Raw genomic sequence first — 18,078 nt, forward strand, 5'->3', positions numbered from 1 at the left:
GAAGAATGGGTAAGGTAACTGGTTTTCTAGAGATCGACCGTCAGGTGGCAAAGTACCAGCCGGCGTCGGATCGCATTCGCCACTTCCGCGAGTTCACCATTCCGATGACGGATGGTGAAGTGCAGAAGCAGGCTGCGCGCTGCATGGATTGCGGCATTCCGTTCTGCCATGGGCCGACGGGCTGCCCGGTGCACAACCAGATTCCGGACTGGAACGATCTGGTCTATAACAACAACTGGGATCAGGCGATCCGCAACCTGCATCTGACCAATAATTTCCCGGAATTCACTGGTCGCGTCTGCCCGGCGCCTTGCGAGGAAGCCTGCACGCTGAACCTCGAAGACACGCCGGTTGCGATCAAGACGGTTGAGCAGGCGTTGGGCGACAAGGCTTATGAGCTTGGCTATATCGTGCCACAGCCAGCCGCCAACAAGACCGGCAAGTCGGTCGCCATCATCGGTTCCGGTCCGGCTGGCCTCGCCGCTGCACAGCAGCTGGCGCGTGCCGGTCACATGGTTGATGTCTATGAGCGCGAGAGCCGTCCCGGCGGTTTGCTTCGCTATGGCATTCCCGATTTCAAGATGGAAAAGCACCTCATCGACCGCCGCGTGGCGCAGATGGAAGGTGAGGGCGTGCGCTTCCTGTGCGGCGTGAATATCGGCGTCGACAAGCCGCTGCGCGGTCTTCTCGATACCTACGATGCTGTGCTTTACAGCGGCGGCTCCGAAACCCCGCGTCCGGCAGGCATTCCCGGTGCCGATCTCGAAGGCGTGCACGATGCCATGCCCTATCTGGTTCAGCAGAACCGCCGCGTCGGTCGCGAAAATATAGAATCCACGGCATGGCCCGCAGCTCCCATTCTGGCTGGCGGCAAGCATATTGTGGTGGTCGGCGGCGGCGATACGGCATCGGATTGCGTCGGCACGGCCTTCCGTCAGGGCGCGGTCAATGTCACGCAGCTCGACATTCGCCCGCAACCGCCGGAAAAAGAAGACAAGCTCAGCGTCTGGCCTTATTGGGCGACCAAGATGCGTACCTCTTCCAGTCAGGCGGAAGGCGCTTCCCGCGAGTTTCAGGTGGCGACGCTGGAATTCATCGGTGAGGACGGACGTCTTACCCATGTGAAATGCTGTCAGGTGGATGAAAAGCGCAAGCCGATTGCCGGTTCGGAATTCTTCATCAAGGCTGATCTTGCCTTCATCGCGATCGGCTTTGCCGGACCGGCAGAAAATAGCGTGGTCAAGGAGCTGGGCGAAAAGCTCGACATCGTGACTGACCGTCGCGGCTCCAAGTCGGTCAAGGCCAATGAGCGCGACTATCGCACCAATGTCGACAAGCTCTATGCCGCAGGCGATGTGCGCCGCGGCCAGTCGTTGGTCGTCTGGGCGATCCGCGAAGGACGTCAGGCCGCCCACGCTATCGACGCCGATTTGATGGGTAGTTCCGTCCTCCCTCGTTAAGAGATAAGAGATTAAAACTGAAAAAGCCCGGAGTTTCCTCCGGGCTTTTTTGTGTTTGTTGGCAGTCTAGCCTTGGCTGCGCCGTGCCTTCATCACCAGATAGGCGATGGCGAGGAACACGAACCAGAATGGCGTGACCTTCAGGGCGGCGGCGGTATCAGGCTCTTGTGTCAACGCCCATAAAATGAAGGCGAAGAAGGCGAAGACCATGACCACGGCTGCGCGTCCGCCTGGCATCTTGAACGTGGATTTTTCATGCAGGTCGGGGCGCTTGCGGCGATATTGCAGATAGGACGCCAGAATGATCGACCAGATGAAGATGAAGAGCAGGGCCGAGATTGTCGTGACAATCGTGAAGGCTTCAATGATGCTCTGGCCCGCATAGAGCAGAACAACGCCTGTCAGCAGGAAGATGCAAGAGAAGAACAGCGCGTTGACCGGCACCTTGCGGTTGTTCAGCTTGCCAAGCGCCTTTGGCGCGAGCTTCGAAGTTGCGAGGCCATAGATCATGCGCGAGGTCGAATAGATGCCGGAATTTGCACTGGACGTTGCCGAGGTGAGCACTACGAAATTCACGACATGCGCCGCGATGCCGAGACCGGCGAGCGAGAACATGGCGACGAATGGGCTGGAGCTTGGATCGACTTGATCCCATGGAATGACGGTGATGATGACGAACAGGGCACCGAGATAAAACAGCACCACGCGGATCGGGATCGAGTTGATTGCTTTCGGCAGATTGCGCACCGGGTCCTTGGTTTCAGCAGCGGCAGTGCCGACGAGTTCGATGCCGACGAAAGCAAAAACCGCAATCTGGAAACCGGCGACAAAGCCGAGGAAACCGTTGGGGAAGAACCCGCCGTGGTTCCACAAATGCGCGACCGACGCCTGGCTGCCGTTCGGCAGGGTAAAGCCGGTTGAAAGCATATAAACCCCGGCGATGATCAGTCCGACGATGGCGACGATCTTGATGAGGGCGAACCAGAATTCGATTTCACCGAAATTGCGCACGGTGGGCAGATTGAGGGCGAGAAGTGTGAAAATCAGCCCGAGTGCGGGTATCCAAAGCGCGAGCTCGGGAAACCAGAAAGAGACGTAGCCCGATACGGCCACCACGTCCGCCACGCCTGTCACGATCCAGCAGAGCCAATAGGTCCAGCCGGTGAAGAATTGCGCCCATGGTCCGAGATAATCGCCCGCGAAATCTGCAAAGGAGCGATATTCGAGATTGGACAGCAGGATTTCGCCCAAAGCGCGCATGACGAAGAACAGCATGAAGCCAATCACCGCATAGACGAGCAGGATCGAAGGGCCTGCGAGCGAAATCGTCTTGCCCGAGCCCATGAAAAGGCCGGTGCCTATCGCACCGCCAATGGCAATCAGCTGAAGGTGCCGGTTGGACAGATTGCGTGCAAGATGGGGTTCCTCCTCCCGATGTGGATCGACAGAAGGCTTTGATGCAATATTCATTCAAACGCCTCTTGTTTTCTGGCGGACGCCAAAAACAGATCCCCGCTCGCGCGAGTGACGGCGCCCTCCCTACAGCCTTTTCAGGCCGACGGTGCTTTGTGATAGACGATGCCAAGGCTTCTGTGAACAGCGCGGAATGTAGCAATTAGAACTATATGAGATAGAGAAAGGCGCTATCTTTCAATCAGGTGGTAGCTTGGCAGTAACTATATTGCATCCAAAATTAGGGATTTACACTTTTCTGCGGCCACGAAAAATCATCGGCCCGCCCAGGTGACGGCTTGCTGTCAGTTCGTGGGGGGCGCGTGGGTTGCGGACGCGCTGCGAGGTTGCCGCCAAGCAGGACTCCACTTTCACCCTTGTCGATGTCGCGAATGCTGACCGGCGCCACGCGATCAACCGGTTTTGACGGATCATGGGTGCCTGTTGCGGGCAAGGGGCGATCTTCTTCCTTCGCGCCGCCAAGATAGGCGCGAAGCGGCTTTTCCGCATAGAAGGCAAGCTTGCGCTTGCCTGCCGAAGTTATATTGATGCCATCATTGCCGCGCAGACGCGCGGTCTGGCCGTTAATATCGAAGCCGGTCTGGGTGAAGTTGCCCTCTTCATCGACGAAGCCATCCCAGACATCGGCAAATTTGCCCCCCGCCTTCTCGGTGGCCGTGCGATGGATTTCATTGAGCGCCAGCATATCCTGCGACATGCCTTTCGGACGAAAAGGCGGCTGTCCGATCCAGACCAGTGGAAAGTGTTTGTCGTTGATCACCTTGAGAAAAGCTGCGACGCGCTTTTGATATTCTTCATTCCATTCTGGTGACCGGGGCGGCAGGCTCATGCCCTTTTCGGTGATCGCCTGCCTGTCGTTGGAGCCGATCATGACGACGACGGCAGCCGGCTTCTCCTCGTCCAGTATCTTGCCGATATTGTTGGGCCAGTCAAAATGGTCATTGCGCACAAAGCCGGAAGAGCCGTTGATGCGCGACACGACCTTGAGGTCGGGGTCCGAAGCGAAGGCAACGTCGAGCCCTTCGGCGAGGCCATTGCCGATGAAGTCGCCGACGACGAGAATCTTCTTGGCATCGGGTTTTTTCTCGACGAGTTCGACAGCGGGGCTCGCCGCTGGTGGTGATGCTGGACGTGACGTCGGGGAGGCAGGCTTGGGCCGTTTCGGTTTAGGCCGCGCACGTTGTGGAGCAGGTTGCTGATATTGCCGCTGTGGCTGTGCTTGCCGGGAACCGAACAAAAGATCGAAGAGCGTGCGCGGGCGCTCCTGTGCAGAGGCCGTTGCAATGCCTGAAAACAGCAGCGCTGCCACAGCGAGCACCAAGCCCACAGCTCTCATCATCCGCACCGTCCGATTTTCGTGCATCTGTCTCGCCTTCATGCCAGTATATTAGCTTGGCGGCGTTGAAAAACAAAATGGGGCGCACTTGAGCAAAGTGCGCCCCATTTGATTTATTCGATAGCTTAGCGGCGCCGCAGGACCGACAGAACTTCCTTGCTCGGATGACCGTCCGGCTGAAGTCCGTTCCGCTGCTGGAAGGCTTCGATGGCCGCGCGCGAAGTGGAGCCGATCTTGCCATCGATATTGCCGTCATAATAGCCGAGCGCCTTCAGGTGGGTCTGCAACTCCAGCCGTTCGTCCATGGAGATGGGGGTGAACGGACGGTTCCAGTCCTGCCGCAGGCCCTGATAGCCGCCAATACGATCGGCCAGGAGGCCGACAGCGAGCGCATATTTGTCGGCGTTGTTGTAACGCTTCAACACGAAGAAGTTCTTCGTCATCAGGAAGGCAGGCCCCTGACGGCCATCCGGCACTTTCAGTGTTGCTTTCTCGTTAGGATCAGGGAAGGCGCGCCCATTGGCCCGGACAACCCCGATCTTCTGCCACTCGGCGACGGAGAGCGAGCCGGTAGGGAACTTACGTCCTTGTGGCAGCGCGACTTCGTAGCCCCAGGTGCGGCCCGGCTGCCAGCCATTGCGATGCAGCAAATTGGCCGCAGTGCCAAGCGCATCGGGGACCGAGTTCCAGATGTCACGCTTGCCATTGCCGTCCACGTCGACGGCATAGGCCTGATAGCTGGTCGGGATGAATTGCGTGTGGCCGAGTGCACCGGCCCAGGAACCGGAAAGATGGCCGCGGTCGATATCGCCGGTCTGGAGGATCTTCATTGCGGCGATGAGCTGTGTGCGGCCATATTTGGCGCGGCGCTGGTCGGCATAGGCAAGCGTGGCCAGCGAGCGAACGGCATCACGCATGACGTCGTCGCGCTTGAGGATTTCACCGTAATTGCTTTCCATCGACCAGATGGCGAGCAGGATATTGCGGTCGACCGAGAAGCGCTGCTCGATGCGCTGGAGCCAGGGTCCCCATTTGCGTGCCATGCTCTGGCCTACCGAGACGGAATGCTCGTTCACGCGATTATCGATATAGTTCCAGACAGGCTCGGTAAATTCAGGCTGATAGCGTGCCTTCTGCAGCACCACCGGGTCCGGCGCATCCACACCGCGAAATGCGCGGTCGAAAGTGGAAGGCGAAACACCCGCCTTTATGGCGACAGGACGGAAGCTGGCGACCCACTGGCGAAATTGTGCGTCAGCCAGCGCAGAACCGGTTGTCAGCGCAGAGGCGAGCGCAGCTATCGCTACCGTTGCAGCTTTCAGCCTCATTGATGGGCTCACCGTGAATGGAAATCGCAGCATTCTGTGTTTCCCTCTGCAATCAAATTTAGCCGATACCGGCGTGTTTCCCTTCGATCTGGTTTCTGCTCGTTGCGGATTGCATTCATCAATTAATACCATCCTATGTTGAATTTGAGCCAGTAGAAAATTCCAGACCGAACCGTTGAACGTTCAAATTAGAACCTGTGGGTTAGCAATTGGTTTACCATCGCCAATCTGGATAAAAATTTGCCGCAAGTTTCCGAAATTTTTGAATCAAGCAACATTAAGGTCCGGTCATTGAATGTGATGGGACCGGTCTCGCAATTTCGTCGTTCTTTAATGAATACGCCTTATTTGAAATTCAGTCGTTTCAATGCTTTGATAGCAAACCTGACATAATGAAATCGAGGAGAGGAATGAGTTCGATCCGAAAAATTCGCAAGGCCGTGTTCCCTGTCGCAGGTCTTGGCACCCGTTTCCTGCCCGCCACCAAATCGATCCCGAAAGAAATGCTGACGGTCGTGGACAAGCCCGTCATCCAATATGTAGTCGATGAGGCGCGCGAAGCTGGTATCGAACATCTGATTTTCGTCACGGGACGCAACAAAGCAGTTATCGAAGACTATTTCGATGCGCAGGTGGAGCTCTATTCCACGCTCGCCGAGCGCGGCAAAACGGCGGAACTGGAGCATCTTCAGGATATCCAGCCACAGCCGGGAACGACCAGCTTCACCCGGCAGCAGGTGCCGCTCGGCCTGGGCCATGCGGTCTGGTGCGCGCGCGAGCTCGTCGGTGACGAGCCCTTTGCTCTCCTGTTGCCGGATATGGTCATGCAGTCCAAGAAGGGCTGCCTGAAGGAAATGGTCGAGCTTTACGAAAAGACCGGCGGCAATGTCATTGCCGTGCAAGAATGCGACCCGGAAGAGGCGCATAAATACGGTATCGTCGGCAAGGGCGAAACCATCGGCAGCGGTTTCGAGATCACACAGATGGTCGAAAAGCCCGCCAAGGGAACCGCGCCTTCCAATCTTTACATCAATGGCCGCTATATCCTGCAGCCGGAAATCTTCGAGCTTCTGAGCAAGCAGGAAAAAGGTGCTGGCAATGAAATCCAGCTGACCGATGCGATGCTGAAGCTCGCCGATGCCCAGAAGTTCTTCGGCTTCAACTATCAGGGCTTGACGTTCGACTGTGGCTCCAAGGCCGGCTTTATCGAAGCCAACGTTGCTTTTGCCCTGTGGAGAAACGATATTCGCCCTTCGGTCGAAGGCTCTATCGGCAATTTGCTGAACACAATCAAACCCGCTTGATAAACCCGTTTGGGTCTCTGGTCACGCCCCCTGAAAAGGGGGCGTTTTTTGTGACTGATGCACAATTTCGTGAAATTTGCTTTTCCCGGCGAGGATGATAGGTATTTTGCCTAATATGTAGCCCGAAAAAGTGTGAAACACCTTTGGGGCGCAAAGGATCGAACGGGTTCCTCCAAATAAGGAATAAAGCATGCAGGAATTCCAGCAAACGATGGGTGCAGGCCCGCTCATCTCCATAGCGGTTGGCGCCGTCCTATTATTGCTTTTGCTTATCATCCGGTTTCGTGTTCATGCCTTCGTGGCGCTTGTGATCGTCAGCCTGTTAACGGCGCTCGCGACCGGCATTCCGGCGGGCAATATTCTGTCGACCATCACATCTGCCTTCGGATCGACCCTTGGCGGGGTGGCTCTTCTGGTCGGCCTTGGTGCAATGCTGGGCCGGTTGCTTGAAATATCGGGGGGCGCACAGGCGCTCGCCGATGATCTCATCAGGCGGTTCGGCGAAGAACGTGCGCCTTTGGCGTTGGGCATTGCATCGCTCATCTTCGGCTTTCCCATTTTTTTCGATGCGGGTCTGGTCGTGATGCTGCCTGTGGTCTTCACCGTCGCGCGGCGTCTCAAGGGCAGCCTGCTTCTTTATGGCATTCCGGTGGCCGCAGCCTTTTCGGTGATGCATGTTTTCGTTCCTCCGCATCCGGGGCCGGTGGCAGCATCGGAACTGCTGGGCGCGGATGTAGGGCTTCTTGTTCTGGTCGGGATCGTGGCCGTCATCCCCGTCTGGTTTATCGCCGGGCATCTTTTCGGTGCGTGGATCGGCAAGCGGATCATTCTTCCTGTCCCTGACAGTTTCGATGCAGGGAAGAAAATGGATGAAGCCGTGAACCCTCCAAGTTCCAGCCTGGTCATTTTGCTTCTTCTGCTGCCGTTGGTACTCATTTTCATCAATACCGGGCTCGACTTCGCCCGGGCGCAAGGCTGGGTCAGCGCCGATGCCGACTGGTATCAGCTGGCACGAATGATCGGATCGACACCGGTTGCTCTCTTGGTTTCGGTGCTGGTGGCCTCCTATGTGCTGGGGCCGCGGCGCGGCAGAGACGCCGCCAGTGTCGAACGCATTCTCGATTCGGCGTTGGGCCCGGTCTGCTCCATCATCCTGATTACGGGCGCGGGCGGCATGTTTGGCGGCGTGTTGCGCGCTTCCGGCATTGGCGATGCCTTGTCGACTGCGTTCGCGAATACAGGACTGCCCGTCATCGTGGCAGGCTTCCTGCTTGCAACGATTTTGCGTGTAGCGCAGGGGTCGGCAACGGTGGCGCTGATAACTGCTGCCGGGCTTGTCCAGCCTGCCGTTCAGGCAGCCGGATATCATGGGCTCGAGACTGCGGCGGTGGTGATCGCCCTTGCTGCGGGGTCTGTCATGCTGTCCCACGTCAACGATTCCGGTTTCTGGCTCGTCGGACGTTTCTTCAATATGGATGTCAAGACGACGCTGAAAACATGGACAGTTCTGGAAACCCTTATCGGGCTTCTGGGATTTGGCTTTGCGTGTTTGCTGTTCTGGCTCGCTTGAACTCAACAAGACACGGCATCCCGGAAGGGGTGCCGTTCTCTCCACTCTCTTTTCTAGCGCTGAACTTTCACGCCAAGATAGACGCTGTCGGCTCTATATTCACGGTCGGAAATCCTGCTCGTCAGGAATTCGTGACGAAGACGCGCGTCCAGCCCGACAAAACGATTGATCCAGTAGGTTGCACCGATCTGCGCACCGATGGTGTAGTCGGTTCCGGTCCCATCCTTGTTCTGCCGGATATTCGCGTCGAGCCTGCCGTTGAGGCTGAGGTCGGAACGTATGCGACGGGTCACGTCAAGGCTTGCGAAATGCAGGAGCGATCCGGGAACGCCCGGCGTTGTCGAGGTATCGACCATTGTCTGTGCGTAAAGGCGCACATCGGTTCCGCGCAGCGGCGACCAGTTGAGTGCAGCATTGATTGATGGGCCACTGATGTCGCCTAACCGGGAATCATCGCTGTTGGCCCGCATGTAGCCGGCGGCGAATTCGCCGTTGAGCTTTTCGCCCATGTCCAGCATCATGCCGCCGCGCAGTGCAAATTGGGACCCGCTGCGCTCATAGCCGTTGCTGTCCACTTTCTCGTCGAAGATGCGCTTGCCCAGTTCGACTTCGGTAAAGGGTTTGATCGCCGGTGACAGGCTGAAGCCGCCGCGCAACGTAATGCTGGCATAGGTGTTATCGCGGTCCTTCTGGCTGACCGTCCCGCCTGATGACAGTTCAGCATCGCCATAGATATTGTGTTCGACTCGCGCGGTGGCACTGCCGAAGATCAGGCCCATGTCGCGTTCGATGCCGAGGTTTCCGTTCAGGGTATGAACCAGCGGGCGTTGCAGGGCGCCGACCACTCCGTTGGGGCTCGACGCGCTTTCGCGGCGTAGCTGATAGCCAGCACCGGTATTGACCGTAGTCTGGTCGCCAAGATCGAGCCGCAGCTTGCCCTGAATGTCGACCCGCGGTTCGGAAACATCTTCTCCCGAAATAGACTTTGCCCAGGTACCCGATGCGTCGAGCGTTGCCTGATGGCGTGCCCAGTCCGATTGTGCATTGAGCCGCAACGTGGTTTCGTTGAGAACGGCGCTGGAACCGGTTGCGCTGTTGTCGCCATTGGTCGTGGCCCGAATACCCTGTTCGAGGGAGGGTCTCAGGATAAACGAACCGGTGCGAATGCCCACCGGCGCGAACGGATCGGCTTCCTGTGCGACGCTGCGCCCTTGCTCGGGCGTCTGGCGCCGATTTTCCCGCTCTGCCCGGCCCGCATCGCCGCTTGTCTCGGTATCGACCGAGCCGACACGAATATTATCGGGCTGCAGGGGCGGACGGTCCTGCGGCAACGGAGCTGCCGGAGCGGTTTGCGTCGCAGTGGCTGGATCTGCGGCTGACGCGCTTTCAGGCGGGGTATAACTGTCGTCGGTTGTTTCGCCGGCGGGGTTATCATATCCGGGCGCGGCGAGCCCGCGATTTGCCAGCGTTTCCGGCGAGGAAGCGGAAAGCACGTCCTCGGCAACGCTTCCGCGCAGATAGGCTTCCTGTGCAAATGCAGAACCATGACAGATCGCCATCGCCACGCCCGACAGGAACAGGCTTCGCAGCCTGCGGGCAAGGGGCGTCGAACCGCCGGAAATGGCCTTGGCAAAATGCATGTCGTGTTTTCAAACCGTCGCAACGTGGTGGATGAACGGTAAAGGCACATGGTTAATTCTTGGTTGCTGTTGAAGCCGCGGGGGATGAACCATTGCACAAATGTTTGGACAAGCGCCTGCGAAGAAGTTAACCCTTGCCGCCATGGAAAAGCTCGACCAGATCATCCCTCCGGCAAATGCGGAAGCCGCCATCGCTTCAGCGTTGCGCACCATAAAAACCGAAAATGCGGGCCTTACCGCGCTGGAAGAAGCGCTGAATGACGGTCTTTCCGGTCCGTTCGTGGAAGCCGTGAAGCGTATCGTGGTCTCGCGCGGACGTCTGGTCGTCACCGGTGTCGGCAAGAGCGGCCATATCGGCTCCAAGCTCGCTGCCACTTTTGCCTCGACCGGCACTTCGGCATTCTTCGTTCACTCTGCTGAAGCCAATCACGGCGATCTTGGCATGATCGGGCGCGATGACGTCATTCTGGCGATCTCGTGGTCAGGCGAAACGGCGGAACTGAAGGGGATCGTCAATTATTCGCAGCGTTTCCGTATTCCGCTGATCGCGATTACCTCGCGGGAGGATTCGGCACTGGGGCGTGCGGCGGATGTGGTGTTGCTCCTGCCCAAAACCGCCGAGGCCTGCCCGCATGGCCTGGCGCCCACGACCTCGACCTTGATGCAGCTCGCCATAGGCGATGCGCTGGCAATCGCGCTTCTGGAAGCGCGCGGCTTTACTCCGAGCGACTTCAAGACTTTTCATCCCGGCGGTTCGCTGGGCGCAAGTCTCATTCATATCCGCGATATCATGCATCGTGGCGACCGCCTGCCACTGGTAAAGACGGGCACGTCCATGCCAGATGCGATGAAGGTACTGGCACAGAAAAGCTTTGGCTGCGTGGTGGTTGTCGATGATAACGGCGATCTGGCCGGCATAGTCACCGATGGCGATATTTCGCGCAATCTGAGCCGTAATCTCGCGGTTTTGACGGTTGATGAAATCATGACCCGCAAGCCGAAGACAGTGGACCAGAACATGCTCGCGACGGCGGCGCTCAACACCATAAACGAAAATCACATCGGTGCGCTGATCGTCATCGAGGCCGGACGCCCGATAGGGCTCGTGCATTTCCACGATCTGTTGCGGATAGGTGCGGCCTGATTGGCGATTGAAGCCGTTTGCTGTTCTGCTGCCGCGCCCTTTTTCGTCCAGGCCATCCTCCGAGACGGCCGGTGCGCGAAAAGCCGTGCGGAACCGTCATTATAGCCGGTTTCAACCCGATCCGGATCGAGCGGATGCGCTTCGCTGGGGCATTTATTCCGTTGTTCAATCCCATACCAAAACAGGCGATATTATCTGCTATACGAAGATAGCACGGCCTACCGTCCCATTTTATTCTTCATTTTATCCCATGAACGTGCTTTAACATGCCCGGTCTTGCACAATAAATGCCCGCTATTTTTGATTTTGGCGGTCATGCAAGCGAACGAGGGCCACATCCCTGGCCGGGAATGAGCATTGGCTGACGTTACGGTCTGTTATCGGTGTCTTGACGGCGGGTTGCATGATGGCAGGGGCGAAGAATAACGAGATTTTTATCTCGACCGCTATGGTAGAGGTAGACGCGCGCAGTGATTTCTGGCGGGAGGCGACTCGGCCAGTATTCCAGACCGCCCCCTTTTCACCAGACAGCAAGGAACCTCTGGAGGGAACGATAAGTTCTCGTCCGCTGGGTTCGATGGTCATCGGATCAGCGTCGTTCAACAGTCAGAGATATACCCGCGATCACCGCACTATCGTGCACAGCGATCTGGATTATTATCTTATTCAGCTCTTTACATCGGGAAAGATGAGGGGCGATTTCAGCGGTAGCGACGTGCAAGCCGATGTTGGCGATATCTGTTTTCTTGACCTGGCGAAAGCCTTCAAGAGCGAGGTCGGTGCGGGCTCCAGACTTTCGCTTGCGGTCTCCTGGCGCGATCTTGAAAGGGCAGTCGGACCGCGCAGCCTCCATGGGGTTGTCCTGCGGGGGGACAAGCCGATGACCCGACTGATCGCAACCTATCTCAAGGGAATATTGTCTCTTGAACGCTCCCTTTCCCCGGTGGAGGTTCTCGCGTCGGAGGAAGCGCTGATCGCGCTGTTGGCCGGAGCCCTGAAAGGGGACGTGTTCGAATCTGTGGAAGATTACCCTTCCATGAGTATAGCGCTTCGCCAGAGAGTTCTGGCCTTCATCGATCAGAATATCGGTGCATCGGACCTGTCTCCTGAACTCATCCAGCACAAGCTCAGGGTTTCGCGTTCTCATCTTTATCGTGCATTTGCGGAGGATGGCGGTGTGGCGAAAATCATTCGCGACCGGCGCCTCGATGAAGCATTCAGGGAATTGACCAAAGCATCGAAGCAATCCCGCTCGGTCAGCCAGATCGCGTATAATTTGGGGTTTTCGAGCGCTAATCAGCTATTGCGTGGCTTCCGGGCGCGTTTCGACATGACCCCGCGTGAAGCCCAACTCGAACGGGAGCGTCTTCAGCTGGAAAGGCAGGCGCATAATAATCTCCATGGCTATTTCGCGGAGATTCATGACCGGACTGTTAAGTCGTAGGGTATTTCGGCCAGCAGATACACACTGTCGCCACCCTATTCAGTGACTTCAATCTCCAGCGAAAGCGGGTCGAAGGCGATCACACGGACTTCCGTTCCGGCGGGCAGATCGGGCCCTTTCACCCGCCACATCGTATCGTTGATGCGGATGCGTCCGCGCCCGTTGATAATGGGCTCTGTCAGTGTGGCGCGCTGGCCGATCATCTGCTCGCCGCGACGATTGAGAAAAACCTCGTCGGCATCTGTGCTGCGCGAACCGAACAAACGACGCCCCGTCAATACGAAAATGACTGCCAGAACAAGGAACACGATGGTCTGAAACTGCCAGCTAAACCCGGTCGTTGAAGACAGGAGAAACGCGAGCGCACCCGTCACAAGGGCCGCCAGCCCGAACCAGATGAAGAAGAAGCCGGGCGCCGATATTTCCAGAATGAGCAGGACCAGCCCGAAAACGAGCCAGTTCCAGATGCCGAGACCGGATAGAAATTCGATAATCATGACGCCCTCTCTTTTTTGACCCGCATCCTGAAAACGTTCACGTTTTTCAGGATCGTAGCCCTAGCGCCCTGCGGGCGGAACGCTGCGTGGGCGGGAAGGGGCCGGCGGTTGTGGCGCCGGATCGGCAGGCCCGCGGCTGTCGCCAAAGACTTCCCTTGCAATAGCGCCAATGCCGCCAAGCGAGCCGATGAGAGAGCTTGCCTCAAGCGGCATCAGTACGACCTTCTGGTTCTTGGCGCTGGCTATATTGCTCAAGGCTTCCGTATATTTTTGCGCGACGAAGTAGTTTAGCGCCTGCACATTGCCGTTGGCGACCGCTTCGGAAACCATGGTCGTGGCCTTTGCTTCGGCTTCGGCCAGACGTTCGCGTGCTTCCGCCTCGCGCTTGGCCGCTTCCAGCTTGCCTTCGGCTTCCAGAATCTGCGACTGCTTCTGGCCTTCAGCACGCAGAATCTGCGCGTTGCGGTCGCCTTCCGCTTCCAGAACCTGCGCGCGCTTGTCGCGCTCGGCCTTCATCTGGCGCGCCATTGAAGCGACGATGTCCTCCGGTGGGTTGATATCCTTGATTTCCACGCGCGTCATCTTGATGCCCCATGGATGGGCAGCCTCATCGACGACCCGCAGCAGACGGTCATTGATCGCATCGCGGTTCGACAGCAATTCATCGAGGTCCATCGACCCCATGACGGTACGAATGTTCGTCATGGTCAGATTGAGGATGGCATATTGCAGGTTCGCGACCTGATAGGCCGCCTCCGCCGCATTCAGCACCTGATAGAAAGCCACGCCGTCAACACCGACAATGGCATTGTCGCGGGTGATGACTTCCTGCGTCGGAACGTCTAGCACCTGCTCCATCATGTTGAGGCGAGCGCCGATGCGATCGAAAAACGGCACGATCAGATTGAGGCCGGGATTGAGGGTACGCGTATAGCGGCCGAACCGCTCGACAGTATAATTAAACCCCTGCGGCACGGTCTTTATGCCGGCAAATAGTGTCGCCAGAACCAGTGCGGCCAGAATGAGCAGCGTGATATCGAAACCGGTCATTGTTTTTCCTTAAGGCAATAGGCAGTAGGGCAATAAAGCAGTAGGCGGAATCTAGCACAGATCGGAACATTCTGCCTTACTGCCCTATTGCCATACTCCCTTCAATCTAAACCCATCCCTGCAATTCGCGGCGCACCATCGTCTCAATGACGTTCATGCCGTCTTCGCCGTCATTGAGACAAGGAATGTGGCTGAAATTCTCGCCGCCATTTTCAAGAAACGCTTCGGCGGCTTCGTTGCCGATTTCATCCACCGTTTCCAGGCAGTCTGCAACGAAACCCGGATTGAGGACGGCCATGGACTTGACCCCGTGCCTGGCCAGTTCCTCCACCGTTTCATCCGTATAGGGCTGAAGCCACTCTTCAGGCCCGAAACGCGACTGGAACGTGGAACGAAACTGGCTGTCATCCAGCCCCAGCCGTGCCTGTAGCAAGCGTGATGTTTCAAGACATTGCTGGCGGTAAGGGTCGCCCTTGTCCGAATAGCTTTTCGGAATGCCGTGATAGGAAGCCAGGATCACTTCCGGCTTGAAGGAAAGCGTTTCCAGATGCTTCTCGATGGAACGCGCTAGCGCCTCGATATAGACAGGCTCCGCTTCATAGGATGGCACGATGCGCACCGCCGGCTGAAAACGCTTCTTCATGAGCGCTTCGAAGAACTTGTCGTTTACCGTCGCGGTGGTCGTCGCCGAATATTGCGGATAGAGCGGGAACATGACGATCCGCTCGCAACCTTGCTGCAGCAGGCGTTCGGTGACGCTTTCGATGGAGGGCTGGCCATAACGCATCGCCCAGTCCACGACCACATTGGGATATTCGGCAAGCGCCTTGGCAAGCTTTTCGCCTTGCGCGCGAGTGTAGGTTCGCAGCGGAGATTCGTTTTTCTCGCGGTTCCAGATGCGGTCGTAAAGCCTGCCAGACCGTTTCGGGCGGGTGTTTAGAACGATGCCGTAAAGGATCGGATACCAGATCAGCCGGGGCCATTCGATGACGCGGCGATCCGAGAGAAACTCGGCCAGATAGCGGCGCATCGGGCCATAACTCGTGCCATCCGGTGTGCCGAGATTGACCAGCAGAACACCGACTTTCGGCAGCATTCCCTGCGCCTCCGGTCTGGTTGTCTGGTTGGTCTTCTCCTGCACTTTGTCCATCTCACTCATCTTCCGACTCCTGTTCAGCCGGAAAACTAGAGAAAAAAAGACAAATTACAATCCTGACAATTGCCGCTGGCAAAATTCTATCGGCGCGGGTGTTCCCCGAGCCGTCAATATTCGAGATTTACGCGAAATATCCGCTGCTTAACCAGCTGCGCGACGTGTCAGGGAGAAGCGCGAGCCCGACGACGACGTGCAGTTGAGCTGCGTCGGGGAGACGAGCGCGCAGTTCACCTTCGACGATGTGCCGCGTACGATGGAACGCATGTCGATTTCAACAAGCTGTGGCGACTGGTAACGATAGTTGCCTTCGGCGAGCTTTTCGTTGGTGTCGGTCGCGCGCGTTTCAAAAATGCCGCCATTGAAGGACGAAACGATGCCGTTAGGATCGACCCAGCTGCCTTCAATACCGGCCGGGGCGCGGGAGACGACCGGGACATTGCCGCCGACTGGACCAGTCGTTTCACACGCGGCCAACGCCAGCGACATGACTGCAAGGGGGGCAATGATGCGGAAGCGTTTCATATCCATGCTCTCCATTAGAGCATTTCCGAGCCAGAACTGTAGCTTAGCTGGCATCTGAAATGCGTAAACCAGATATTTAGAGCGGTATCAACGATTCCGTGCTGATGGGAACCGCTCGGGGATGATTAGTTTGATGTATTGAAACTTTCACGAAAACAAGCCCTCATTGCGAGGAATAGTTGTCCGCTCTGTCGATTTGTTAGCAATGATGCAAGATCGCCGCGCAGGACAGAGCGCAGGCCGGTTCCTTCCGTTCGCTCTCAGGACCTGAACACCAGCATGGCGGATATTACCATCATAACGGTTACAATGCCTGACGACGCCGCAAGCACGCGGCGGAGATAGCGCTGAACCGTAACACGGTTCTTGAGCGATCCGTTGGAAGCAATGGATTTCGTTATCTGGTAGAGAACGAGATAGAAGACAAGCGACACAAGTCCGATCGTCCATCCAAGCCGTACCATCGGGTCAGGGTGACCCGGGACGCCCAGAATCCAGGGCAAAACCAGAAGTCCGCAGATCAGAGCCATCAGATCGGGAAACCGGCTTGCAGCCAGCCTTATCATGTTGCGGGCAGAGAGGGACAGACGCATATCCTCATGGAATGGCCCGGTCGAAACCGGGCCGGTTCAATCAACGCACCAGAATATTGCGGAACTGCCATGGGTCCTTGGTATCGAGGTCTTCCTTGAACAGATGGCCGCGACCTTCCAGTGGCGTCCAGTCGGTATAATAACCGTTCACAGGGCCGAGATACTGCATCTGGACTTCGAGGCAGCGGCGGTAATCCATTTCATCGGTCTCGACGATGCCGCTCTGCGGATTTTCCAAGGCCCACACCATGCCCGCCAGCACTGCCGAGGAAACCTGCAGGCCGGTTGCGTTCTGATAGGGCGCGAGCTTGCGGGCTTCCTCGACGGTCAGTTGCGAGCCGTACCAATAGGCATTCCTGTCGTGTCCATAAAGCAGCACGCCGAGCTCATCGCTGCCATCCAGAATTTCATGCTCTTCCAGAACGTGCTGTACTGGCTGGGCCCGGCCAGCGGCGCCAAACATTTCGTCAAGCGCCAGAATGGCGTCGTTGCTCGGGTGGTACGCGTAATGGCAGGTTGGGCGGAAGTCGAGCTTGCCCTTCTTGTCACGCAGCGTGAAAAAGTCGGCGATGGAAATCGCTTCATTGTGCGTGACCAGCAGGCCATATTGCGCGCCCAGCGTCGGGCACCAGGTACGGATGCGGGTATTGCCGCCGGGCTGTTCAAGGAAAATCGCGGCCTTGTTGCCCTTCTTCTGCTTGCGGGCGTTCTTGGGCATCCATTTCTCATGGCTGCCCCAGCCAAGTTCCGCCGGTTGCAGGCCTTCGGCGATAAAGCCTTCGACAGACCACGTGTTCCAGAAAGTGTTGAAAGGCTTCGGCTCCTTGGCGCGCTGGGTGTCGCGTTCGGCGATGTGGATGCCTTTGACACCAGCCTTTTTCATCAGTTTCGCCCAGCCGTGACGGTCATCCGCCGGCGGTTCGGTGAAATCGAGCTTCAGTTCGGTCGCAAGGTTCACCAGCGCTTTCTTGACGAACCATGAGACCATGCCGGGATTGGCGCCGCAGCAGGAAACCGCAGTCGTGCCACCGGGGTTCTTGCGCTTTTCAGCGCGGACCGTTTCGCGCAGCGCATAATTGGTGCGCGAGGCATTGTCGGCTTGTTCATCGAAATAAAAGCCGAGCCAGGGTTCCACCACCGTGTCGATGTAAAGCGCGCCATGCTCCCGGGCGTAACGCATCAGATCGAGCGATCCGGTATCGACCGAAAGATTGACGATGAAGGGCTGGCCCTCCGTTCCTTTCAGCAGGGGGCCGAGAACCTTCTTGTAATTATCCTTCGTGATCGCTTCCTTGAGAAAGCGGATGCCCTTGTCGTCGAGGATCTTGCGGTTGGCTTCGCTGGGATCGATCACGACCATGCGCGATTTGTCGAATTTGAAATGACGTTCAATCAGCGGCAGGGTACCGCGCCCGATCGACCCGAAGCCGATCATGATGACGGGGCCGGTTATCTCGCCATAGACTTGCCATTTCGCTTTCGCCATTTTCTTCCTCTTGGATGCCGCAGAATTGCGGTGTCGGGCTATTCATGTCCCGGTTTAGCTTATGCGCGGGAACGA

Annotated in this window: 15 protein-coding genes; 5 read left to right on the forward strand and 10 right to left on the reverse strand. The window is 57.3% G+C overall.

Annotation, left to right across the window (positions count from 1 at the left end):
• The first annotated feature begins 5 nt into the window (after positions 1–5).
• Positions 6–1,460: a glutamate synthase subunit beta gene (locus J9800_RS17300; protein WP_114216461.1), complete on the forward strand. Its 1,455-nt coding sequence runs from the start codon at positions 6–8 to the stop codon at positions 1,458–1,460.
• 66 nt (positions 1,461–1,526) lie between these two features.
• On the opposite strand, the gene J9800_RS17305 is transcribed toward J9800_RS17300, so the two are convergent.
• The 3 genes from J9800_RS17305 to J9800_RS17315 all read right to left on the reverse strand — a co-directional run bounded on the left by J9800_RS17305 (position 1,527) and on the right by J9800_RS17315 (position 5,630).
• The gene (locus J9800_RS17305) at positions 1,527–2,930 is read right to left on the reverse strand and encodes an amino acid permease (RefSeq protein ID WP_114216460.1); all 1,404 of its coding nucleotides are present in this window, start codon (positions 2,928–2,930) and stop codon (positions 1,527–1,529) included.
• 223 nt (positions 2,931–3,153) lie between these two features.
• Positions 3,154–4,296 carry a DUF459 domain-containing protein gene (locus tag J9800_RS17310; protein ID WP_205315960.1) on the reverse strand — a complete coding sequence of 381 codons (1,143 nt, stop codon included), beginning with the start codon at positions 4,294–4,296 and terminating at the stop codon, positions 3,154–3,156.
• A gap of 98 nt (positions 4,297–4,394) precedes the next feature.
• The gene (locus J9800_RS17315; protein ID WP_112591890.1) at positions 4,395–5,630 is read right to left on the reverse strand and encodes a lytic murein transglycosylase; all 1,236 of its coding nucleotides are present in this window, start codon (positions 5,628–5,630) and stop codon (positions 4,395–4,397) included.
• Between the two features lie 377 nt (positions 5,631–6,007).
• Here J9800_RS17315 and galU point away from each other — a divergent pair, with 377 nt between their 5' ends.
• Together galU and J9800_RS17325 are read left to right on the forward strand one after the other, a co-directional pair.
• Positions 6,008–6,901, forward strand: a complete 894-nt coding sequence (galU, locus tag J9800_RS17320) for a UTP--glucose-1-phosphate uridylyltransferase GalU (RefSeq protein WP_112591891.1) — start codon at positions 6,008–6,010, stop codon at positions 6,899–6,901.
• Between the two features lie 190 nt (positions 6,902–7,091).
• Positions 7,092–8,471 carry a GntP family permease gene (locus tag J9800_RS17325; RefSeq protein WP_114216459.1) on the forward strand — a complete coding sequence of 460 codons (1,380 nt, stop codon included), beginning with the start codon at positions 7,092–7,094 and terminating at the stop codon, positions 8,469–8,471.
• Between the two features lie 53 nt (positions 8,472–8,524).
• Here the strand turns inward: J9800_RS17325 and J9800_RS17330 are convergent, their stop codons facing one another.
• Positions 8,525–10,111, reverse strand: a complete 1,587-nt coding sequence (locus J9800_RS17330) for an outer membrane beta-barrel protein (RefSeq protein ID WP_114216458.1) — start codon at positions 10,109–10,111, stop codon at positions 8,525–8,527.
• A gap of 142 nt (positions 10,112–10,253) precedes the next feature.
• Between J9800_RS17330 and J9800_RS17335 the strand changes: the two genes are divergently transcribed.
• Both J9800_RS17335 and J9800_RS17340 read left to right on the forward strand, forming a co-directional pair.
• On the forward strand, positions 10,254–11,255 hold the full coding sequence (locus J9800_RS17335) for a KpsF/GutQ family sugar-phosphate isomerase (protein ID WP_112591896.1): 1,002 nt from the start codon (positions 10,254–10,256) through the stop codon (positions 11,253–11,255).
• Positions 11,256–11,658: 403 nt separating this feature from the next.
• Positions 11,659–12,699, forward strand: coding sequence for a helix-turn-helix domain-containing protein (locus J9800_RS17340; protein ID WP_286167609.1), 1,041 nt, complete (start codon positions 11,659–11,661; stop codon positions 12,697–12,699).
• Between the two features lie 35 nt (positions 12,700–12,734).
• Here J9800_RS17340 and J9800_RS17345 read toward each other — a convergent pair whose 3' ends face one another.
• The 6 genes from J9800_RS17345 to J9800_RS17370 form a co-directional block, all read right to left on the reverse strand.
• Positions 12,735–13,196 (reverse strand): NfeD family protein, encoded by a 462-nt coding sequence (locus J9800_RS17345; protein ID WP_114216456.1) that lies wholly within the window; start codon positions 13,194–13,196, stop codon positions 12,735–12,737.
• 60 nt (positions 13,197–13,256) lie between these two features.
• Positions 13,257–14,246: an SPFH domain-containing protein gene (locus tag J9800_RS17350; RefSeq protein ID WP_210845895.1), complete on the reverse strand. Its 990-nt coding sequence runs from the start codon at positions 14,244–14,246 to the stop codon at positions 13,257–13,259.
• 106 nt (positions 14,247–14,352) lie between these two features.
• A complete protein-coding gene (gene hemH, locus J9800_RS17355; RefSeq protein ID WP_114216454.1) occupies positions 14,353–15,405 on the reverse strand; it encodes a ferrochelatase in 1,053 nt (350 codons plus the stop codon).
• Between the two features lie 138 nt (positions 15,406–15,543).
• Positions 15,544–15,924, reverse strand: a complete 381-nt coding sequence (omp10, locus tag J9800_RS17360) for an outer membrane lipoprotein Omp10 (RefSeq protein ID WP_006473350.1) — start codon at positions 15,922–15,924, stop codon at positions 15,544–15,546.
• Positions 15,925–16,184: 260 nt separating this feature from the next.
• Positions 16,185–16,517, reverse strand: coding sequence for a hypothetical protein (locus J9800_RS17365; RefSeq protein WP_114216453.1), 333 nt, complete (start codon positions 16,515–16,517; stop codon positions 16,185–16,187).
• Positions 16,518–16,557: 40 nt separating this feature from the next.
• A complete protein-coding gene (locus J9800_RS17370) occupies positions 16,558–18,003 on the reverse strand; it encodes a homospermidine synthase (protein WP_114216452.1) in 1,446 nt (481 codons plus the stop codon).
• Between the last annotated feature and the right edge of the window lie 75 nt (positions 18,004–18,078).

Origin of the sequence: Ochrobactrum sp. AP1BH01-1 (assembly GCF_018066705.1) — a bacterium.
Lineage (GTDB): Bacteria > Pseudomonadota > Alphaproteobacteria > Rhizobiales > Rhizobiaceae > Brucella.

Coding starts and splice junctions, on each gene's coding strand:
- J9800_RS17315 (WP_112591890.1), bottom strand. CDS start 5,630: ATGCTGCGATTTCCATTCACGGTGAGCCCATCAATGAGGCTGAAAGCT.
- omp10 (WP_006473350.1), bottom strand. CDS start 15,924: ATGAAACGCTTCCGCATCATTGCCCCCCTTGCAGTCATGTCGCTGGCG.
- hemH (WP_114216454.1), bottom strand. CDS start 15,405: ATGAGTGAGATGGACAAAGTGCAGGAGAAGACCAACCAGACAACCAGA.
- J9800_RS17335 (WP_112591896.1), top strand. CDS start 10,254: ATGGAAAAGCTCGACCAGATCATCCCTCCGGCAAATGCGGAAGCCGCC.
- J9800_RS17340 (WP_286167609.1), top strand. CDS start 11,659: ATGATGGCAGGGGCGAAGAATAACGAGATTTTTATCTCGACCGCTATG.
- J9800_RS17330 (WP_114216458.1), bottom strand. CDS start 10,111: ATGCATTTTGCCAAGGCCATTTCCGGCGGTTCGACGCCCCTTGCCCGC.
- J9800_RS17300 (WP_114216461.1), top strand. CDS start 6: ATGGGTAAGGTAACTGGTTTTCTAGAGATCGACCGTCAGGTGGCAAAG.
- J9800_RS17365 (WP_114216453.1), bottom strand. CDS start 16,517: ATGCGTCTGTCCCTCTCTGCCCGCAACATGATAAGGCTGGCTGCAAGC.
- J9800_RS17350 (WP_210845895.1), bottom strand. CDS start 14,246: ATGACCGGTTTCGATATCACGCTGCTCATTCTGGCCGCACTGGTTCTG.
- galU (WP_112591891.1), top strand. CDS start 6,008: ATGAGTTCGATCCGAAAAATTCGCAAGGCCGTGTTCCCTGTCGCAGGT.
- J9800_RS17310 (WP_205315960.1), bottom strand. CDS start 4,296: ATGCACGAAAATCGGACGGTGCGGATGATGAGAGCTGTGGGCTTGGTG.
- J9800_RS17305 (WP_114216460.1), bottom strand. CDS start 2,930: ATGAATATTGCATCAAAGCCTTCTGTCGATCCACATCGGGAGGAGGAA.
- J9800_RS17345 (WP_114216456.1), bottom strand. CDS start 13,196: ATGATTATCGAATTTCTATCCGGTCTCGGCATCTGGAACTGGCTCGTT.
- J9800_RS17370 (WP_114216452.1), bottom strand. CDS start 18,003: ATGGCGAAAGCGAAATGGCAAGTCTATGGCGAGATAACCGGCCCCGTC.
- J9800_RS17325 (WP_114216459.1), top strand. CDS start 7,092: ATGCAGGAATTCCAGCAAACGATGGGTGCAGGCCCGCTCATCTCCATA.